Raw genomic sequence first — 20,490 nt, 5'->3', positions numbered from 1 at the left:
TCAAATCACTCCCAGGAGCAATGCAGTCAGGGTCATCAACACCGACGCAGCAAACAGAAAAGGGATGGTGAAGCGCTGGTGATCGGCCAATTCGATCTTGCACAGGCCCACCAACAGGAAGGTCGCGGGGGTCAGCGGGCTCACCGGGAAACCGGTGGTGTGCACGCCCAGCAACGACGCCTGGGCCACTTGCAGCGGGTCGACGCCGAGCGCCTTGCCAACTTCGGCGATCACCGGCATGACGCCGAAATAGTAGGAATCGGGGTCGAACAGCATGCTCAAGGGCATGGAAATAAAGCCCACGACGGCCGGGATCAACTTGCCGTGGCCAGCCGGAATCTGCGCCACCGCCACTTCGGCAATCGCCTTGAGCATACCCGTGCCCTGCATGATCCCGGTGAACACCCCGGCAGCCAGCAGGATACTGGCCATGGTCAGGGCGGTCTTTGCGTGGGCATCAATGCGGGCGCGCTGAGCGTCGACATTCGGGTAGTTGATGCACAGCGCCACCACGGTGCCGAGCATGAACATCACTACGGGGTCGACCCAGCCGGCGATCATCACCACCATCACCAGCACGGTCAGCATCAGGTTGACCCAGAACAGGCGTGGCCGACGCAGCTTGATGTCATCGTCACTGAGTACCCGTTGCGGCACCGCATCCACGCTGGAGCCGGCGCCGAGGCCCAGGCGTTTTTCTTCGCGACGGCCGAGCCACCAGGCGCAGGCGAAGACAAAGATCAGACCGACAATCTGCACGGGGATCAGTGGCTGGAACAGGTCCGCCACCGGCACATGCAATGCTGCTGACGAACGCAACACCGGCCCCGTCCACGGCAAAAAGTTGACCCCGGCCGCCATCGCGCAGACGCAGGCAAGGATGCGTTTGTCGATGCCCAACCGCGTATAGAGCGGCAGCATCGCGGGCACCGTCACCAGGAAGGTCACTGCGCCGGAACCGTCCAGGTGCACCAGCAGCGCCAGGGTCGCAGTGCCTACGACAATTCGTGTAGGACGCGTCCCTACCGTGCGCAGTATGCGATCAATGATGGGGTCGAGCATGCCGGCATCGGTCATGATGCCGAAAAACAAAATAGCAAACACGAACATACCCACCACGGGGGCGACGTTCTTGATACCGGTAATGATGAAGGCGCTGGTTTGCAGGCCGAACCCGCCGAGCAGTGCGGCGATGATCGGCAAGGCGATCAGGGCCACCAGCGGTGATAGGCGTTTGCTCATGACGGCAGCGAGCAGGCACAGGATGGTGATGACACCCAGGGTAGCGAGCATGGTTACTCCAGAGCGGCCTTGGTGGCCGGTTATTGTTTTCCCTGGAGTATTGGAAGCAGGTTAGTCTTTGTAAATTGGAATATTCAGCCACCATCATTCGTAAAAACAAAATTAAGCTGACCCCATGAAGAATTCAATCCAGCACATCCAGGCGTTTCTTGCCGTAGCCCGTACCGGCAGTTTCACCAAGGCCGCCAACGAACTGCACCTGTCGCCCTCGGCCCTCACCGTGCAAGTCCAACAATTGGAAGACTGGCTCGGCGTCGCCCTGCTCGACCGCAGCCCGCGCCACGTCAGCCTCACCGCCGCGGGCCGGGACGCCCGCGGGCCCATGCAAAAACTGCTGCTGGACCTGGACAACATCGTCACCGGCTCCCGTGACCTCGCCGCACTGCGCCGGGGGGTGGTTACCATCGCTGCCCTGCCCTCCGTATGCGCCGGCGCGCTGCCGCCGGTTCTACGCCTGTTTCGGGAACGTTTTGCCGGGATCGAAGTGCGCCTGCATGACCTTGTGGCCCACCGCATTCATGCGCAAGTGCGCTCCGGCGAGGTCGATTTCGGTATCGGCGTACGTGCGCGGCTCAGCCATGGCCTGGATTTCGCGCCGGTGCTCAATGATCGCTTGTGTGCGTTTGTGCCGGAGGATCACCCCCTCACCCGCCACCCGTCACTGACCCTGGCACAACTGGCAGACCAGCCGATCATCCTCACCGGGCGCGACAGCAGTGTGCGTGAGCAAGTGGATGCGCTGTTCGATGAGTCGCGGCTGACGATGAACGCAGGCATGGAAGCCAACTACATGTCGACGGTGTTGGCGCTGGTGCGCCAGGGGCTGGGCATCAGTGTGCTACCGGAGTCGGCCGCCGACAGCCTGGAGGGGTTGAAGCGCATCCCCATCGATCATCCCGGCGTGAACCGGGAGATCGGGTTGATCAGTCGCACCGGAATGGGCTTGAGCCCGGCGGCGCAACGGTGCTTCGAGCTGCTGAAGGAACAACTCAATGACTCACCCTCGAGCTGAATGCAGGCGCTGGCTTGCCTGCGATCATAGCGCCTAAGTGCAACCGACAGACTGCGTCGGCTGCGTCGGCTGCGTCGCAGGCAAGCCAGCCCCCACCGTTTGACCGAGTGAATCAGCCCAGCATGGCGACATGCTTGGGATGACTGGCAACACGCTTCAACCACGCCTGCACACCAGGGTAGGCGTCCAGCTCAAAACCACCCTCGTTCGCCACGTGGGTATAGGCATACAAGGCCACGTCCGCGATGGAGAACTGATCACCCACCAGGTAAGGCGTCAACTGCAGTTGGCGTTCCATGACCTTGAGCGCCTTGTAGCCACCTTTGTGCAGCTTCTTGTATTCCTCCAGGCGGTCCTCCGGCAGCCCCAGGTAGAACTGGATAAACCGTGCCACCGCAATGTACGGCTCGTGGCTGTACTGCTCGAAGAACTGCCATTGCAAGACTTGAGTGCGCAGGCGCGGCTCGCTCGGCAGGAACTCGCTGCCATCGGCGAGGAAGTTCAGGATCGCATTGGATTCCCACAAGCAGGTGCCATCTTCCAGTTCCAGCACAGGGATCTTGCCGTTGGGGTTTTTCGCCAGGAATTCGGCGGTCTGGGTGTCACCCTTGAGGATGTCCACATCCACCCATTGATAGGGAATGCCCAGCAGGCTGAGCATCAACTTGACCTTGTAGCAGTTACCCGACTTGTAATCGCCATAAACCTTGTACATGGGGCTCCCCTTATGCCGCTTGCGCGTGCTGTGCTTGACGGACCACCGCGGCCAGGCGCTTGAGACCTTCGTCCAGGCGGGCCGGGTCGATATGGCTGAAATTGAGCCGCAACGAGCCAAGGTGTTGGTCTGGCTCGGAAAAGAACGGTTCACCGGGCATGAACGCGACGTCCTGATCTAATGCTTGCGCCAACAAGGTGCGGGTGTCGAGCGGCTGTTTCAAGGTCAGCCAGAAGAATAATCCACCCTGTGGCACTTGCCAGTCGGCCAGTTCAGCGAAATGCTGTTGCAATGCCGCCTGGAACGCATCGCGGCGTTCGCGGTAGAAGCTGCGCAGTTGCGCCAGGTGCTGCTGGTACTTCGGCGTGCCGATCCACTGCATCGCCTGCCATTGGCCGACGCGATTGGTGTGCAGGTCTGCCGACTGCTTGAGCTTGAGCAGGTGCGGGAACAGGTCTGGGCTGGCGATCAGGTACCCGACCCGCAAGCCCGGCAGCAGGGTCTTGGACACGGTGCCGGTGTAGATCCAGCTGGCCTTTCTCAGGCGACCGGCGATGGGTTTGGCGCTGCCGCCGTCAAAGGTGAGCTCGCGGTAGGGCTCGTCTTCGATCAAGGTCACGCCGAACTCATCGAGCAACGCCGCCACGGCCTCGCGCTTGGCTTCGCTGTAGCGCACGGCCGAGGGATTCTGGAACGTGGGGATCAGGTAGATGAACGCCGGGCGGTGGCGTTCGAGGTGGGTGCGCAACGTGTCGAGGTTGGGGCCGTCGGCCTCCAGTTGCACGGTGAGGCAGTCCGCCCCGAACAGCTGAAAGATCTGCAACGCGGCCAGGTAGGTCGGGCCTTCGAGCAGGATCTGCGTGCCTTTGTCGATGTACAACTTGGCCGCCAGGTCCAGGGTTTGCTGGGACCCACTGACGATCAATACCTGGCTGGCCTGGCACGGCATGCCCAATGCCCGCGCTTGGGCGGCGAGCAGTTCGCGCAGTTGCGGTTCGCCTTCGCTCATGCCGTACTGGCCGATATTCAGCGGCATATCATCCCAGTTCAAGGCTGGCAGCATGGCTTCAGCGGGTAGGCCACCGGCGAACGACATCACTTGCGGGCGCTGGGCTGCCGCGAGGATTTCACGGATCAAGGAGCTTTTAAGGCGCGTAACACGTTCAGAGAAGGCCATAAGGTCACCGGTAGCGAAGCCTGGGAGAAATACGTCAAACTGGTTGACCGAAATTACGACGACTTGCACGGATACGTCAATATGCTTGACCTTAAAAACCCAGCTGCCCAGCAACAAGCCATGGAAGCGTTCTTCTTCGGCTATCAGGCGTTTACCGCCAAGGCCGACGAAATGCTCGAGCGCCGAGGCTTGAGTCGGGTGCACCAGCGCATCGTGTTTTTTATCGCACGCTACCCGGCATTGAGCGTGAAGGAACTGCTGGAACTGCTGGGCGTAAGCAAGCAGGCGTTGAACATGCCGTTGCGACAGCTGCAGGAAATGCACTTGGTGGACAGCGTCGCGTCCGAGACCGACAAGCGCAAACGCCTGTTGGCGTTGAGTGAAGAAGGTCAGCGTTTCGAACAGTCACTGCGTCGCGAACAGGTGAAATTGTTGCAGCGCGCATTCGGTGAAGCGGGCGAAGAAGCGGTGGCCGGATGGCTGGCGGTGAACCAGGCACTCGCAAACCAGCCTTGACCGCTGTGGCGAACGGATGGCCTTTCATCTCTTTCGCAGCTCGAACCGAAAACATTATTTGCTTTCTTTGTATACAAAAGCATAATTCGTTTCGTGCGAGTTCCTGACCTATTGGTCAACAAAACCCGCCAGTACCTCAAAGCGCTGTTGCCCACATTTGTGACCGGCGCTGGAAATAACAATAAAACTCTTGAGGAGTACTCGCTGTGGATAGCCGCAAATCCGAAGCCCCGACGCTGGACATTGCCCCCTCACCGAACGGCTGGCTGGAACGCCTGTTCAAACTGCGCCTGCATGGCACCACAGTGAAGACCGAGCTGATCGCCGGCCTCACCACCTTCATCACCATGGCCTACATCATTTTCGTCAACCCGAACATCATGGCCGACGCCGGTATCGACCATGGCGCAGCCTTTGTCGCCACCTGCATCGCTGCCGCGCTGGGGTGCCTGCTGATGGGGCTGTACGCTAACTGGCCAGTGGGCCTGGCGCCGGGCATGGGCTTGAACGCGTTCTTCACCTACACGGTGGTCGGCACCATGGGCTACACCTGGGAAACCGCGCTGGGCGCGGTGTTCATTTCCGGCGTGCTGTTCATGGGCCTGACGCTCTCGCGGGTGCGTGAATGGCTGCTCAACAGCATCCCGGTCAGCCTGCGCCACGCCATGGGCGCCGGCGTCGGTCTGTTTCTTGGGGTGATCGGGTTGAAGACCGCCGGCATCATCGTCGAAAGCCCTGCCACCTTGATCAAGCTCGGCTCCCTGCATGAACCCGCGCCGCTGCTGGCAGCCGTGTGCTTCCTGCTGATCGCCATCCTCAGTTACCACCGCGTGTTCGGCGCGATCCTGATCAGCATCATCGCGGTGACGCTGGCCGGATGGGGCCTGGGCCTGGTGCACTACAACGGCATTCTCTCCACGCCGCCCAGTCTGGCGCCCACCTGGATGGCGATGGATGTAAAAGGTGTGTTCAATGTCAGCATGATCAGCGTTGTATTTGCGTTTCTTTTTGTACACATGTTCGACACCGCAGGTACACTGATGGGCGTTGCGCAACGGGCCGGCCTGGTGAACGCTGATGGCAAGATCGATAACCTGTCTCGCGCATTGAAGGCAGACAGCGCTTCCAGCGTGTTCGGCGCCATGGTCGGTGTACCGCCGGTGACCAGCTATGTGGAAAGTGCTGCGGGCGTGGCTGCAGGTGGTCGCACCGGGCTGACGGCGGTCACCGTGGGTATCCTGTTTGTGGCGGCGATGTTTTTTGCTCCGTTGGCGGGGATGATCCCGGCGTATGCCACTGCGGGTGCGCTGATTTATGTCGCGATGCTGATGATGGCGAGCATGGCGCACATCAATTGGGATGAAGCCACCGACAGCATCCCGGCGATTGTCACCGCGATCATGATGCCGCTGACGTTCTCGGTCGCCGACGGGATTGCCCTGGGCTTTATCACCTACGTGGCGCTGAAGGCGGGTACTGGCAAATACCGCGAGATTTCTGTCAGCCTGTGGGTGCTGTGCGTGATTTTCATCGCCAAGTTCATATTTCTATAAAAAGGAGTAACGCATGACCCTGGAAACCTGGCTGCTGTTCAGCGGCGCTGCATTGATCGTGATCCTGATCCCTGGCCCACTGTCCTTGCTGATGATCAGCAACAGCCTCAACTATGGTCTGCGTCGCTCGTACCCGGCGTTCCTGGGAGGCGTGTTTGCCTCGGTCTGCCTGTTGAGCGCTTCTGCGCTGGGGCTGGGGGCGCTACTGCTGGCCAGCGAGCAGCTGTTCAGTGCCCTGAAGATCCTCGGCGCGATGTACCTGTTCTACCTCGCCTGGCAAAGCTGGCAGCAATCGCGCCAGCCCACCCAGGGCGCCGTGGTGCCCCAGGCCATCGCGACGCCGCGGTTTCGCGCGCTGTTCAGTCGCGCGTTCGTGCTGGGCGCCAGCAACCCCAAGGACATCCTGTTCTTTGCCGCCTTCCTGCCGCAGTTTCTCAACAGCGAACAACCCTTCCTGTCACAGCTGCTGGTCATGATCGCCACCTGGGCCGTGCTCGACCTGCTGTGCAAATTGACCTATGGGCTCGGTGCACAGGGCGCCGCACGCTACCTGCGCAGCGGCAAGGGCCAGGTCGGGTTCAACCGCGTCAGCGCCGTCTTATTCGGCGGGGCCGGGGCAGCCTCCCTGTTAAGCCGCTGATGCTTCAGACACGCACAAAATAGACGCTGGGTGGGTCGGCCTGAAAGACCGGCCATTGAATGCCGGCCACAATCCTCACCAGCCGGTTTTCCTGCAGGGCGCGCTGGACGGCAATGAGTGTAAGCGAGTCCGGATGAGCATTGATGGCGCTGATCAACCACCCATCCGTCAGCCTCTGCTTAATCTGAACACTCGCTCGCTCCACCCACTTGGGCACGATGTAGTACACCTTGCCTGAATTGGAAAAACGGTGGGTCGCGACCATTTCATGGACGACATGAAAGGCGCGTCTCACCTCGACTTCATAGACGTTGAAACCGTGCTGTTCGAGAACAGTGCGGATCGCCGCGGGCTGCGCAATGTTTCGCCGGGCTGTTATTCCTGGCCCATTGAACCGCAACGCCGGATCCACCCCCTGCGCCCTGAAGTCGACGCGAGTAAAGCCCGGAGCCAGGCTCTCGTTACCGATGCTGATAGATCCGCCCTCCCTTTCGGTGATCCGCAGCATCCTCAGCCAGTCATCCGTCTGTACGGGCCTCACGGTGCTTTGGGTCAACCAGTCGTCCAGCGTTGCGCGGATATTGAGCAGGTGAGTGGTCGAGACCGAGTAGGACGTATCCGCCAACTCAACCAATCGCCTGGCAGCCATTCTCTGGCTATGAGGGGTCATCGTCGGGAAAGCAGCGCCTACATAGTGCTCCAAAGGCCGGTCAAACAGGCGCGTATGCAGTTGCCAGTCCCCCAAGGCGTTGCGCGACACCGGTATAGGCTGCTCCCCACGTGCCGTCGTGGTCCAACGTTCGATATCAACGTAGGCACGAGAGACCATCGGCTCATCCGGGCCGATAAACGCGATGCCGCTCCTGGGCGCATTGCTCCCCTCATTAAGCAACCTGTAATACCCGACTCCTGAGGCCGTTGCCGTGTCATACCACGCACCGATGTAGATGGCGTCGTAGGGAAATACCTGAGCGTGCGGCCTCACATGAAATGTCCCGAACTCCGTAAACGCAGACATCTGTTCCGCAGGCACCTGGACCTTCCAATCGAACCAGTCGGTGGCCGGTGCAGATGACTGATATATGCGCCTTTGCGTCGCCGCGCGCACGCTCGGTGGGCGCCAGTCTGGCGGCGTGGGTACTCGCGCCTGCCAAGGATTGAGCCTGCCCGAGCTCGGCCCCGCTATCGGCGCATCTGCGCTCAGTAACCACTCCCTGGGCTGGTGGATATGCAAGATCAATTCGTCTTGCCCCGGCGCCTGTGGGTTTTTCAGGCGAAACACCTGTTCGTTCCCGCGCCGGTACACCGGGTAATGATGGGTGCCATCCACTACGAATGCCTCGCCATTTTTCACATAGACCCCTTGCTCACCTGGCCCCTTCAAGGCGACGGCCCCGTCCGGTACGCCCTTGACGTTGAAACGCTCCAGGGCCTTGAGTCGAGCGACGGGTGCCAGGGGCGAGTCCCCAGGGCGCGAAGTCATGCGCAAGCGACGAATCCGCCCCAGCACGGCGCTCGGCCTCGGTTGTGCAACACGGGCCACTGCGCTGCCCGGCTTTTTGGGCCCGGGTACAAAGTTCGATAACAGTTCGAAAGCCAAAAAGGCGGTCATGAAGCCCACATCGACCGCATCATGGGCGTCGCCAAAACGGTGATACCGCCGCGCGACAAGCAGCAACTCATAAAAATCATTGAATATCCCGTACAACGGCGAGAAAAAGGCCACCAAGCGTCGCTGGGCGGCATCGCTCTGCTCACCCAGGCGACGGTTTCGATACGCCTGCAATGCCTTGCCGGAATGACTGGCACCCTGGGTCCGGCGTTGCAGTTCAAGCACGTTGGCGTGGTACAGCAATGCTTGGGCATTGCTGTGAGCGGTGGGGACAAGGGCCAGCCAGTGCTGGGGTTCACGGGTCATTTGCTCAAGGGTGTGTCGTTCGATCTCGTCCGCTAGCGGCGTCGGCTCCAGATGCTTGACGTTGAATGAACGAACAAACCCAGCTCCCCGCCAAATTCCCTTGAACAGGAAAAAACTCGGCGACAGGTCAAATACGTTGAATATCTGACCAGGTCTGCCGAGGGTGTCTGGATCATGGGGCATTGCCTCGAATGCCCAACCGGGTGCGACTTGCCGCGCCAGGGCCTTGGCGTGCTCAGGCATTGCACCGATGCGATTCAGTTCAGCGTGAGCCTGTTGCAGGCTGGCGTATTCGGTGAGAACCAGGGCGTGCGGAGCGTCGGGCCAATAGACCACGCAAAGTCCGGAAGGCGTGTCATGCACCAGCACGATACCGGCGATGTAGCGATCATGCAGCATCGTGTGGCCCACCAGATGAACCACGTGCAACTGCAATGCGTAGGGGGCCTTCAACAGGTCTTGCGGTGTTCGCGCCGCCATCGCCGTGGTGAACAGGCTTTGTGCCGCCGCCGACAGCCCCCGTTGAATCGCCGCGAAAAGATGATGCTTAACGCCGGTAAGCAAAGCGCGATTCAATAACGCGGGAATACGCCCTTCGCTGAGCAGGGTGTGGGCATCGAGCCGCGGATAAAAAACGGTGTGGATCAACGCGTCGTATTGACCGCCGATATCCAGCGACGACGCCAGGCCGATCAAGTAATCGGCATTCAGCCGCTGCTTCCAGCCAGACTGCAGATAGCGGGCACGATGGAGTCGCCACTTTGTCCAGGGCGCCAGTGGGTCCAGGTTGTGCAACACCAGCTGCAACAGACTGAAGGCGGTCCGCGTGACGCTCGGGGTCAATCTTATGGATCGATCGCCCACCGTGCAGACCGGTGAATTCGCACAGAAGCTGCCATGGACATCATCGGGCAGGTCAATAAAGGGCTGGTCGATGTCCCATTGCGAGGAAATACCGTCCTCACTCAGGCGAGCCATCAAGGCGCGGCGGGCGAACGTCTCCAGGTCGGGCAGCACATCTTCCAGCCGGCGCTCGAATGCGTAGGCGTTGCTCAAGTGAACGCGCTGCACATGCAAGAAGTCTCGACGTTGGGCACGGGTTGCATGCGCCAACCAGGCAGGCAGTTTCTTCGCTTCAGACGCGGCCTGGCGCAGCAACTCGACATTCGCCAAAGCCTGGCCCAGGGCATTATTGACGGGTATTTTCAGCTGCCTCTCCAACTCGCCCCTCAACAGCGCGCGACTCAACCCGGCGTCCTTCACCTCGGTGAAAATACGCGTGATGCCCTCGGTGCTTGTGTGCAATCGGTGGTAACTGTCCAGCATTTGCTTGAGCGCGGCCAGCGCCGGCTTGCCCTTGACTGCCCGGTAGCGCACAGCCAGCGTTTTACGCGCGGCATGGGCACGCAGGTCGGAGCGCTTATCGCGCTCGATAGCGCCCCACAACACGGAGCCGTCAGGGCTGGCCAGGCTGGCCTTGAGACTGCGGGTCAAGGCGTCAAGACCGGCAAACGCCTTGATCCCTCCCTCTGTCCCGAACGCGTACAACACCACCGGACGCTGGCGGGCCGGGACCCGCAACGCAGCCGCCGTGGTGATCACCCAGATGTTAAGGAGGGGGTAGAAAGCGTCCGGCTCGCAGCCCACCGCGATTGACAGCACCTGGGTTTCACTGCGAGTGCGTCGAGCTGACAGGGGCTGCTCCACCACTTCGATCACCTGGTCATGATGGGCCGTACCGATCAACTTGAGCCGGTGCAGTAGCTGGACCTCGCAACGCAGGGCCTCGGTCTGGGCCTGCATAAACAGGGAAACACGCCTGGCAGTACCCGCCCCATCCGGGCGCTCCACCCAGAAGGCCAACTCGAGCAGTCGATGCTGCGCGTTGTGCAGCAACGTATTCATCACAGACGTATGCACACTGAGTTTGCCCAGCAGCGACGTGATCGCCCGATAGGCGGGAGTCTGCGCGCCGGGGTCATCCGCAGCGAGTAACGCGACCAGACCTTTTTCGTAGCGCTTGACCTGCTGCTCCGCGGTGCGCAGGGCCAAATCGGGGGCGCTGCTGGCGAAGACTATTTCTTCGCCCCGTCGTTGCCCGTCCCATTTAAGCAGTTGAGTGCGAATGAGGCCGAGCCGAGCGCCGCCAACCAGCTGTTTTCTGGCGTGCTGCACATGCGCGAGTAACAGGGCTGCATTCAGCGGTGGAGGCGCAGGCCGTTGGTCAGAAAACACCTGCGCAGCATAATCCTTCACGGCACACCCCAGCTCATTGCTCCATTGCCCGGCCAGCATCGCCAGGGCGCCCTGCTCCAGCGCATCGTCCATTACCTCCAAGCCGCGAACGAAGGTCGCCGACGATAAGTCCGCCGGCCGGTACGCCCCCTCACGGCGCCTTAACGGCAAGCAGTGCCAGAGGTCGTGGAACAGCGAGCGGTTCACGTCCAGCAGGGCACACTGAAGGGCGAAGAACGACGGGGCCTCGTAAAACGGGCGCACCGCACCCGGCAGGTAAATCACCTGCGGCGCGTCGCTGGGCTCGCCCTCGCGGTAAAGGTGCAACGCACCGGGAATCACGACCGCTGGCGTACCCGGCCACATCAATTGGCCGACTTTCACGCTCGCCCACGCCCCACCTGCCCGGTCGCGCGCTTCTGCGGTCGGGGCATCAATCAAGGCTTGGACCATCGCCATTGCGCAGCTTGAGAGTTCCTCCAGCTGCTGCGCCATGAAGGCGCGGTCAGCGAAGAGTGTTTTTTGCAACTCGACCCAACGCTCTCGGCGAGTGAGCCAGGACCCCAACACCAAGCCGTTCCAGTAGGCAGAGGCCACGTGATCCAGGCGCTCCAAGAGCCTCATCGCAATCACCCGTTGCAATACTTCCAGCGGCGTGTACGGGAATCGGTAATCCGGCCTCCCCTTGACGCTCAGGGCAGTGAACCGGTTGACGTTGATCACCACCGAGGGCAATACCAGCAACGACAATGCCCGCTCAGTCAACGTCTCGACTTTGCGGGGCGGGTCGGGCGGCTTGGGTTCGGTGAACACCAGGCTGTCAGGGTCGATCTCGAATTCCTTGCGCAGCTCGGCGCGCATCACCGCCAGAACTTTCGGCGAGCGCCCTATCAGGCGGGCCAGTGCCTGCGTCGCCTCATTACACCGCCAGTCCGCAAGGGCGATCTGATTGATCAGGCGACTGGGATGGGGAGCGGTGTTGATCCGCCGCGTCAGCAGATCGCGAATCGACTGAGACGCATCGGCATCGTCTGTATCAACAGCCGGCGCAACGCTCGGATGGTCGGGGGCCAGGGTCATGGGGTTTTGTTCTCTGCGACGAAAACCCCAGCCTAGGCACTACCGACAGGTACAAGGTGCTAGATAGTTGAACGCAACCCGCGCAAAAAAAAGCCCGCAGTGTGGGCGGGCGAAAAACCAACGAAGAGCTTTGGGGGTGTGAAGCGAGGTGACGCTCAGCTACCGCGGTAGGTGGAGTAGCTGTAAGGCGAAATCAGTAGGGGAACATGGTAGTGGTCCTGCTCGGCGCTGATACCGAAACGCAGCACCACCACATCCAGGAAGGCCGGCTCCGGCAACTGCACACCACGTGCGCGGTAGTAGTCGCCAGCGCTGAACTGCAGCTGGTACACGCCGCTGCGGTAATCGTCGCCCTGCAACAGCGGTGCATCGCAGCGGCCGTCGTTGTTGGTCAGGGCGGTGGCGACCAGCGCCAGCTGTGCGCCTTCGACGCGGTACAGCTCGACCTTGATCGCGCTGCCGGGGCAGCCGTGCGCGGCGTCCAATACGTGTGTGGTCAAACGTCCCATGGCGTCTATGCGCCTCCCGTGGTCAGTGGAAAGTGATCCGCACTTTTTCAGGGCATCAAAAAGCCGGCGATGACTGATTAAGACACTTTTTAAAAAAATTGTACACAATAAAAATCACAAACCCCTGGATCCGCCCGCTGACATTGCCCCAAGGGGCGATCAACGAGTAATCCTTGCTTTTGAACGACCTTTTGTCCATTTGCTGACCAGTCAGGCAAGTTTCTTGCTACACCATCAGTACAGCGCCATCCAGAAAAAATGCGGAAATGCAGGCTTACAAAGTTGGCGACAAGTTGTATACAATCACTCATCGCTGTGACGCCACCCAGTCTTTTCACTGCCCGGCCGCCACACACACTTGCTACCACGAACAAGAAGGAAGACTGCAGTGAGCGCTGACTACCCACGCGACCTGATCGGTTACGGCAGTAACCCTCCTCACCCCCACTGGCCGGGCAACGCTCGCATTGCGCTGTCTTTCGTACTCAACTACGAAGAAGGCGGCGAGCGCAATATCCTGCACGGCGACAAAGAATCCGAAGCCTTCCTGTCGGAAATGGTCTCGGCCCAGCCACTGCAGGGCGAGCGCAACATGAGCATGGAGTCGCTGTACGAGTACGGCAGCCGTGCCGGCGTGTGGCGCATCCTCAAGCTGTTCAAGGAATTCGACATTCCGTTGACCATCTTCGCCGTGGCCATGGCCGCCCAGCGCCACCCGGACGTGATCCGCGCGATGGTTGCCGCCGGCCACGAGATCTGCAGCCACGGCTACCGCTGGATCGACTACCAATACATGGATGAGGCCCAAGAGCGCGAGCACATGCTCGAAGCCATCCGTATCCTCACCGAACTCACCGGCGAACGCCCACTGGGCTGGTACACCGGGCGCACCGGCCCCAACACCCGGCGGCTGGTGATGGAGGAAGGCGGCTTCCTCTACGACTGCGACACCTACGACGACGACCTGCCCTACTGGGAACCCAACAACCCGACCGGCAAGCCGCACCTGGTGATCCCCTACACCCTGGACACCAACGACATGCGCTTCACGCAGGTGCAGGGCTTCAACAAGGGCGACGACTTCTTCGAATACTTGAAAGACGCGTTCGACGTGCTCTACGCCGAAGGGTCCGAAGCGCCGAAAATGCTTTCCATCGGCCTGCATTGCCGCCTGATCGGCCGCCCTGCGCGCCTGGCTTCGTTGAAGCGTTTTATCGAATACGCCAAAGGTCATGAGCAGGTGTGGTTCACACGCCGTGTCGATATTGCCCGGCATTGGCAGGAAACCCACCCGTACACGGGAGCGGCAAAATGACTGCGTTTCACACCTTGAAACCCTCGACCCTGAGCCGCGATGAGTTTGTCGCTGCCTTCGCCGATATCTACGAACATTCGCCATGGGTGGCCGAAAAGGCCTTCGACCTGGGCCAGGATGCCTCGATCGATCAGATCGAAACCCTGCACCAGCGCATGAGCGACATCCTGTTGAGCGCCGATCACACCAGGCAACTGGCGCTGATCAACGCTCACCCGGACCTGGCCGGCAAAGCCGCCGTCCAGGGGCAACTCACCGAAGCCAGCACCCATGAACAGGCTGGCGCCGGTATTCACCAATGCACGGCCGAAGAGTTTTCTCGCTTCACCGAGCTGAACGACGCCTACAAGGCCAAGTTCAAGTTTCCCTTCATCATGGCGGTAAAAGGCAGCAACCGGCACCAGATCCTCGCCGCGTTTGAAACGCGCATTCACAACTCGGTCGACGCCGAGTTCAAGTGTGCCCTGGCCGAGATCAACAAGATCGCGTTGTTCCGATTACTGACTCTTTAAGCAGACCTGGCCCGAGCGGTTCATGAACGCCCAGGGCCTGGCGAGCATCCCAAGCCACTCTATTTAAGGCAGACAAGAAGAATGAAAGCTTACGCCGTACCTTTCGAGAAGTTCGTCAACCTGGCCGACGCCCGCCTGGGCACCAAAATCATCTCCGTTACCGATGACTGGTTCGCCGACGCCAACCGCCTGTTCCAGCCGACCCCGGCCGTGTGGAAGGAGGGCGTTTTCGATGACAACGGCAAGTGGATGGACGGCTGGGAGTCGCGCCGCAAGCGCTTCGAAGGCTACGACAGCGCAGTGATCCGCCTGGGCGTGCCGGGCTCGATCAAGGGCGTGGACATCGACACTTCATTCTTCACCGGCAACTTCCCACCGTCGGCGTCCCTGGAAGCCTGCTTCCTGGCTTCGGGCGAGCCGGATGACAACACCCAGTGGGTGGAAGTGCTGTCGGCCGTCGAGCTGCAAGGCAACAGCCACCACTACCACGAGATCAACAACGACCAGGCCTTCAGCCACCTGCGCTTCAACATCTACCCGGATGGCGGCGTAGCCCGCCTGCGTGTGTACGGCGTGCCGTTCCGCGACTGGTCCTCGGTAGGCGACAACGAACAGGTCGACCTGGCCGCCGCCTTGAACGGCGGGCGTGCCCTGGCGTGCTCCGATGAACACTTTGGCCGCATGAGCAACATCCTCAACCCAGGCCGTGGCATCAACATGGGCGACGGCTGGGAAACCGCGCGTCGTCGTACGCCGGGCAATGACTGGGTGATCGTCGCCCTGGGCCATCCCGGCGAGATCGAGAAGATCATCGTCGACACCCTGCACTTCAAGGGCAACTACCCGGACACCTGCTCGATCCAGGGCGCGTTTGTGAAGGGCGGCACCGACAGCCAGATCGAAACCCAATCGCTGTTCTGGCGCGAACTGCTGCCGGCGCAAAAGCTGGAAATGCACGCCGAACACACCTTCGCCGAGCAGATCAAGGCGCTGGGGCCGATTACCCACATCCGCCTGAACGTGTTCCCGGACGGCGGTGTGAGCCGCCTGCGTGTGCTCGGTAAGGTCGCGAAATAAGGGTGGGCCCAATCGCGGGCACGCCCGGCTCCCACAGGGGTATGCGGTCAAATGTGGAAGCCGGGCGTGCCCGCGACAGCGGTAGACCAGACAACATCACATTCGAAAATTTAAGAAGACAGCCATGCGCACACTGATGATCGAACCCCTGACCAAAGAAGCCTTCGCCCCTTTCGGAGACGTTATCGAAACCGATGGCAGCGATCACTTCATGATCAACAACGGGTCGACCATGCGCTTCCACAAACTGGCGACGGTGGAAACCGCCCAGCCAGAGGACAACGCGATCATCAGCATCTTCCGCGCCGACGCGCTGGATATGCCGCTGACCGTTTGCATGCTGGAGAGACACCCGCTGGGCAGCCAGGCCTTCATTCCGCTGCTCGGCAACCCCTTTCTGATCGTGGTCGCGCCACTTGGCGATGCACCTGTATCGGGCTTGGTCCGCGCCTTCGTCACCAACGGCAGGCAGGGCATTAATTACCATCGCGGCGTCTGGCACCACCCGGTGCTGACGATCGAAAAGCGGGATGACTTCCTGGTGGTTGATCGCAGTGGCACAGGCAATAACTGCGATGAGCATTTTTTCAAAGAGGATGAGCGGTTGATCCTCGCCCCCCACCAATAAGAGAAGGTCTGATCACCCGACAACAAGGGTGACAGGCGAGAGGTAAAGACTGTGGAAGCACATTTGATGGAATGGCTGAACCTGAGCGTGCGCTGGGTTCACATGATCACCGGCGTCGCGTGGATCGGCGCTTCTTTCTACTTCGTCTGGCTGGAAAACAACCTCAATCGCGTCAACCCCAGGAGCGGCCTGGCCGGTGACTTGTGGGCGATCCACGGTGGCGGTATCTACCACCTGGAAAAATACAAACTGGCTCCACCGACCATGCCGGACAACCTGCACTGGTTCAAATGGGAGGCCTATTTCACCTGGATGTCGGGCATTGCGCTGCTGTGCGTGGTGTTCTACTGGAACCCCACGCTGTACCTACTGGCCCCAGGCAGCAGCCTCAGTGGCCCGGAAGGCGTGCTGCTGGGCATTGGCTCATTGTTCGCCGGCTGGTTCATCTACTCCTTCCTCTGCGACTCGGCCCTTGGCAAGCGCCCTGCCCTGCTCGGCTTGATCCTGTTCGTGCTGTTGATTGCCGCCGCGTACGGCTTCAGCAAAGTGTTCAGTGGCCGTGGCGCCTACCTGCACGTGGGTGCGGTGATTGGCACCATCATGGTGGGCAACGTGTTCCGCATCATCATGCCGGCGCAACGCGCGCTGGTCGCGGCGATCGCGGAGAACCGCACGCCGGACCCGGCGCTGCCGGCCAAAGGGCTGCTGCGTTCGCGTCACAACAACTACTTCACCTTGCCAGTGCTGTTCATCATGATCAGCAACCACTTCCCGAGCACCTACGGCAGCCAATACAACTGGCTGATCCTGGCCGGTATCGCGGTGGCGGCGGTGTTGGTGCGGCATTACTTCAACACGCGGCATAACAGCCAGAAGTATGCGTGGACCTTGCCGGTAGGCGCCTTGGCGATGATTTGCCTGGCGTATGTGACCGGGCCAAAACCGATGTCGGCCGCACCGGAAGTGGCCAAGGCACCGGCGATCGAGTACCAGCCATTGCCGGAAACGGCCTTGGGGGGTGGTTTGAAACCTGCCGCGCCTGCTGCCCCTGCCGAACCGGCTGCAGCACCCGCTGCGCCTGCCCAGGCGACGATTGATTTCGACAAAGTGCACGGGGTCATCCAGGAACGCTGCGCCGTGTGCCACTCGGCCAAGCCCACCAGCCCACTGTTCAGCACCGCGCCGGCGGGGGTGATGTTCGATACCCCGGCGCAGATCCAGCAGCAGGCCGCGCGCATTCAGGCGCAGGCCGTGGCGAGCCAGATCATGCCGCTGGGCAACATCACCCAGATGACCCAGCAGGAGCGTGATCTGATCGGCACCTGGATCAATCAGGGGGCCCGCACCAACTGACCGACTCACAGAGACCCAGAGTGGGCGCTGGCTTGCCTGCGATAGCGGTGTATCAGTCACCCAGAAGGTTGGGTGGCTCACCGTCATCGCAGGCAAGCCAGCGCTCACAACCAGGACTTTTAGCGTTTTGAAGATTGAGTTCCACCCGGCAATTGAATGCCAAACAACACAAAAATAAAAAAGATCCGAGGTGTTGCATGACCGAGTTAGTCGAACCGCAGATTCCTGCCGCGCCCGCCATGGTGCGGCTGCCCCTCTTGCAACTGATTCTGGTAGGCCTGCAACACGTCTTGCTGATGTACGGCGGCGCCGTCGCCGTGCCCCTGATTATTGGCCAGGCCGCAGGGCTGAGCCGGGAAGAAATCGCCTTCCTGATCAACGCCGACCTGCTGGTGGCCGGCATCGCCACCATGGTGCAGTCGTTCGGCATCGGCCCGGTGGGCATCCGTATGCCGGTGATGATGGGCGCCAGTTTTGCCGCCGTCGGCAGCATGGTCGCCATGGCCGGCATGCCGGGCATCGGTTTGCAGGGGATCTTCGGCGCGACCATCGCTGCTGGGTTCTTCGGCATGCTGATCGCGCCATTCATGTCCAAGGTCGTGCGCTTTTTCCCGCCGCTGGTGACCGGCACGGTGATCACCGCGATCGGCCTGTCGCTGTTTCCGGTGGCCGTGAACTGGGCCGGGGGTGGCAGCGCCGCCGCGACCTTCGGCTCACCCATCTACCTGGCGATTGCCGCACTGGTACTGGCCACCATCCTGTTGATCAACCGCTTCATGCGCGGCTTCTGGGTGAACATCTCGGTGTTGATCGGCATGGGCCTGGGCTACGCCTTGTGCGGGGCGATCGGCATGGTCGACCTCGGCGGCCTGGCCCAGGCGCCATGGGTGCAAGTGGTCACGCCGCTGCACTTCGGCATGCCCACCTTCGAGTTGGCGCCGATCCTGTCGATGTGCCTGGTGGTGGTGATCATCTTTGTTGAGTCCACTGGGATGTTCCTTGCGCTGGGCAAGATCACCGGCCAGGACGTCACGCCGAGGATGCTGCGCCGTGGCCTGTTGTGTGATGCCGGCGCGTCGTTCGTGGCGGGTTTCTTCAACACGTTTACCCACTCCTCGTTCGCCCAGAACATCGGCCTGGTGCAGATGACCGGCGTGCGTTGCCGCTCGGTGACGATCATGGCCGGGGCCTTCCTTATCGTCCTCAGCCTGCTGCCCAAGGCCGCCTACCTGGTGGCGTCGATACCGCCGGCGGTACTCGGGGGCGCGGCCATTGCGATGTTCGGCATGGTGGCAGCCACTGGGATCAAGATCCTCCAGGAAGCCGACATCGCCGACCGTCGCAACCAGTTGCTGGTGGCGGTGAGCATCGGCATGGGCCTGATCCCGGTGGTGCGTCCGGAGTTCTTCGCCCAGTTACCGCTGTGGATGAGCCCGATCACCCACAGCGGCATCGCCATGGCCACCCTCAGCGCGTTGTCGCTGAATATCCTGTTCAACATTCTCGGTGGCGCTGAACGGCCTGCCGTTGCTCATACGCATTGATTCCTTTGTTAGTAAAACAATAACAACAAACAGGGAACACCCACATGCACGCCATTCACCTGGGGCCGGCCACGAGCCGTGCCCCATTCTCGCCCCACGCGCTCTTTTACGGCGCACTTGAGCCCAGGCTTTGGAGCCAGTATTCTCCGCGCCCGCTCGAATCGACTCAAAAAAAACAGCGAATGTAAAAGCTGACTGCAAGGCCAACTTATCCCGGCCTTATGTCTGCGGCCAAAGTGCGCAAACGTCCTCTGAATTCGACTGCATCCGATGCAGCCGACGGGGATTTTTTGGCTTTTTAAACACCTTGGCGCAGCTCTTGCTAAAAGCACTAAAGCTGACCGAACAGACGATTTTTGCAGCGAACCAAAAGGCGCCACACCAGAGCGCCTGCGTAGAAGAAAAACCATAAAACTTTAACTCGGGAGCAACCGAATGAAACCTATGTTCAAAGGCCTGATGCTGGCGGGATCCCTGCTGGCCGGTGGCCAAGCCGTGGCCGGTGACCTGTTGCAGTGGCAGAACAACAGCCTGACTTACTTGTGGGGCAAGAACTTCACCGTCAACCCGCAGATCCAGCAAACCGTCACGTTCGAACATGCCGATGCCTGGAAGTACGGCGACAACTTTTTCTTTCTCGACCGTATCTTCTATAACGGCAAGGAAGACGGCAACGTGGGTCCGAACACCTACTACGGCGAGTTCAGCCCACGTTTGTCGTTCGGCAAGATCCTGGACAAGGACCTGTCATTCGGCCCGATCAAGGATGTGTTGCTGGCACTCACTTACGAGTTCGGCGAAGGCGATAACGAGTCGTACCTGGTCGGCCCTGGTTTCGACTTGAACATCCCCGGTTTCGATTACTTCCAGCTGAACTTCTACCAGCGCCAGACCGAAGGCAATCGCCCGGGTGACGGTGTGTGGCAGATCACCCCGGTATGGTCGTACACGATCCCGGTGGGCAACTCGAATATCCTGATCGACGGCTTCATGGACTGGGTGGTCGACAACGACAAGAACGCCCGTGGTACTTACCACGCCAACCTGCACTTCAACCCGCAGGTCAAATATGACTTGGGCAAGGCGCTGCACTGGGGCGACAAGCAGTTGTATGTGGGTTTTGAATACGACTACTGGAAGAACAAGTACGGCATCGAAGACTCCGGCGCGTTCAAGACCAACCAGGACACGGCGAGTTTCCTGGTCAAGTATCACTTCTGAGTAAATACCGCGTAAGCCATGTGGGAGCGGGCGTGCTCGCTTCCACAGTCAGTTCGGCGTCAATCCAAGGAACCTCGATAATTCCTCACGCTTGGCCAGCGCATCTTTGCGCCCCAGCTCGATCAATTCGCTGCAATACCCCGCCTCGAACAACAAGTAACTCAGCACCCCCGCCCCGCTCGT

General features: G+C 60.7%; 16 protein-coding genes and 1 pseudogene. 11 read left to right on the top strand and 6 right to left on the bottom strand.

Annotated elements, in window-relative coordinates; genetic code table 11:
- Positions 1 to 1,293 carry a CitMHS family transporter gene (locus CQ002_RS25815; RefSeq protein ID WP_034107820.1) on the bottom strand — a complete coding sequence of 431 codons (1,293 nt, stop codon included), beginning with the start codon at positions 1,291 to 1,293 and terminating at the stop codon, positions 1 to 3.
- 124 nt (positions 1,294 to 1,417) lie between these two features.
- On the opposite strand from CQ002_RS25815, the gene CQ002_RS25810 reads away from it, so the two are divergent.
- Positions 1,418 to 2,314, top strand: a complete 897-nt coding sequence (locus CQ002_RS25810) for a LysR family transcriptional regulator (RefSeq protein ID WP_034107822.1) — start codon at positions 1,418 to 1,420, stop codon at positions 2,312 to 2,314.
- Between the two features lie 112 nt (positions 2,315 to 2,426).
- Here the strand turns inward: CQ002_RS25810 and CQ002_RS25805 are convergent, their stop codons facing one another.
- Both CQ002_RS25805 and CQ002_RS25800 read right to left on the bottom strand, forming a co-directional pair.
- Positions 2,427 to 3,029 carry a glutathione S-transferase family protein gene (locus CQ002_RS25805; RefSeq protein ID WP_034107824.1) on the bottom strand — a complete coding sequence of 201 codons (603 nt, stop codon included), beginning with the start codon at positions 3,027 to 3,029 and terminating at the stop codon, positions 2,427 to 2,429.
- Positions 3,030 to 3,039: 10 nt separating this feature from the next.
- Positions 3,040 to 4,206, bottom strand: coding sequence for a PLP-dependent aminotransferase family protein (locus tag CQ002_RS25800; RefSeq protein WP_105163153.1), 1,167 nt, complete (start codon positions 4,204 to 4,206; stop codon positions 3,040 to 3,042).
- 81 nt (positions 4,207 to 4,287) lie between these two features.
- Here CQ002_RS25800 and CQ002_RS25795 point away from each other — a divergent pair, with 81 nt between their 5' ends.
- The 3 genes from CQ002_RS25795 (at position 4,288) to CQ002_RS25785 (ending at position 6,915) form a co-directional block, all read left to right on the top strand.
- On the top strand, positions 4,288 to 4,722 hold the full coding sequence (locus tag CQ002_RS25795) for a MarR family winged helix-turn-helix transcriptional regulator (protein WP_105162628.1): 435 nt from the start codon (positions 4,288 to 4,290) through the stop codon (positions 4,720 to 4,722).
- A gap of 206 nt (positions 4,723 to 4,928) precedes the next feature.
- On the top strand, positions 4,929 to 6,275 hold the full coding sequence (locus CQ002_RS25790; protein WP_034107828.1) for an NCS2 family permease: 1,347 nt from the start codon (positions 4,929 to 4,931) through the stop codon (positions 6,273 to 6,275).
- Positions 6,276 to 6,288: 13 nt separating this feature from the next.
- On the top strand, positions 6,289 to 6,915 hold the full coding sequence (locus CQ002_RS25785) for a LysE family translocator (protein WP_105162629.1): 627 nt from the start codon (positions 6,289 to 6,291) through the stop codon (positions 6,913 to 6,915).
- 4 nt (positions 6,916 to 6,919) lie between these two features.
- Here the strand turns inward: CQ002_RS25785 and CQ002_RS25780 are convergent, their stop codons facing one another.
- Together CQ002_RS25780 and uraH are read right to left on the bottom strand one after the other, a co-directional pair.
- The gene (locus tag CQ002_RS25780) at positions 6,920 to 12,148 is read right to left on the bottom strand and encodes a dermonecrotic toxin domain-containing protein (RefSeq protein ID WP_105162630.1); all 5,229 of its coding nucleotides are present in this window, start codon (positions 12,146 to 12,148) and stop codon (positions 6,920 to 6,922) included.
- Positions 12,149 to 12,303: 155 nt separating this feature from the next.
- Entirely contained in the window at positions 12,304 to 12,657 is a 354-nt protein-coding gene (uraH, locus tag CQ002_RS25775) for a hydroxyisourate hydrolase (protein ID WP_034107834.1), read from the bottom strand.
- 388 nt (positions 12,658 to 13,045) lie between these two features.
- Here uraH and puuE point away from each other — a divergent pair, with 388 nt between their 5' ends.
- From puuE to CQ002_RS25740, 7 genes are all read left to right on the top strand, one after another.
- A complete protein-coding gene (gene puuE, locus CQ002_RS25770; RefSeq protein WP_034107836.1) occupies positions 13,046 to 13,972 on the top strand; it encodes an allantoinase PuuE in 927 nt (308 codons plus the stop codon).
- Positions 13,969 to 14,484, top strand: coding sequence for a 2-oxo-4-hydroxy-4-carboxy-5-ureidoimidazoline decarboxylase (uraD, locus tag CQ002_RS25765; RefSeq protein WP_069077911.1), 516 nt, complete (start codon positions 13,969 to 13,971; stop codon positions 14,482 to 14,484). Before puuE ends, uraD begins: the two co-directional genes overlap by 4 nt.
- A gap of 81 nt (positions 14,485 to 14,565) precedes the next feature.
- The gene (gene alc / locus CQ002_RS25760) at positions 14,566 to 15,561 is read left to right on the top strand and encodes an allantoicase (protein WP_010208835.1); all 996 of its coding nucleotides are present in this window, start codon (positions 14,566 to 14,568) and stop codon (positions 15,559 to 15,561) included.
- Positions 15,562 to 15,685: 124 nt separating this feature from the next.
- Positions 15,686 to 16,189 (top strand): ureidoglycolate lyase, encoded by a 504-nt coding sequence (locus CQ002_RS25755; protein WP_027603915.1) that lies wholly within the window; start codon positions 15,686 to 15,688, stop codon positions 16,187 to 16,189.
- A 51-nt stretch (positions 16,190 to 16,240) separates the two neighbouring features.
- Entirely contained in the window at positions 16,241 to 17,542 is a 1,302-nt protein-coding gene (locus CQ002_RS25750) for a urate hydroxylase PuuD (RefSeq protein WP_105162631.1), read from the top strand.
- A 197-nt stretch (positions 17,543 to 17,739) separates the two neighbouring features.
- Positions 17,740 to 19,086 (top strand): nucleobase:cation symporter-2 family protein, encoded by a 1,347-nt coding sequence (locus CQ002_RS25745; protein WP_034107846.1) that lies wholly within the window; start codon positions 17,740 to 17,742, stop codon positions 19,084 to 19,086.
- A 435-nt stretch (positions 19,087 to 19,521) separates the two neighbouring features.
- Positions 19,522 to 20,307, top strand: a complete 786-nt coding sequence (locus CQ002_RS25740; protein ID WP_034107847.1) for an outer membrane protein OmpK — start codon at positions 19,522 to 19,524, stop codon at positions 20,305 to 20,307.
- 48 nt (positions 20,308 to 20,355) lie between these two features.
- On the opposite strand, the pseudogene CQ002_RS25735 reads toward CQ002_RS25740, so the two are convergent.
- Positions 20,356 to 20,490 (bottom strand): annotated as a pseudogene (locus CQ002_RS25735) (patatin-like phospholipase family protein); the annotation flags it as partial.

Origin of the sequence: Pseudomonas sp. MYb13, from assembly GCF_002980075.1 — a bacterium.
Lineage (GTDB): Bacteria > Pseudomonadota > Gammaproteobacteria > Pseudomonadales > Pseudomonadaceae > Aquipseudomonas > Aquipseudomonas lurida.
Note: the sequence above shows the minus strand (reverse complement) of the source record. Positions and strands in the feature narration are given on the sequence as shown.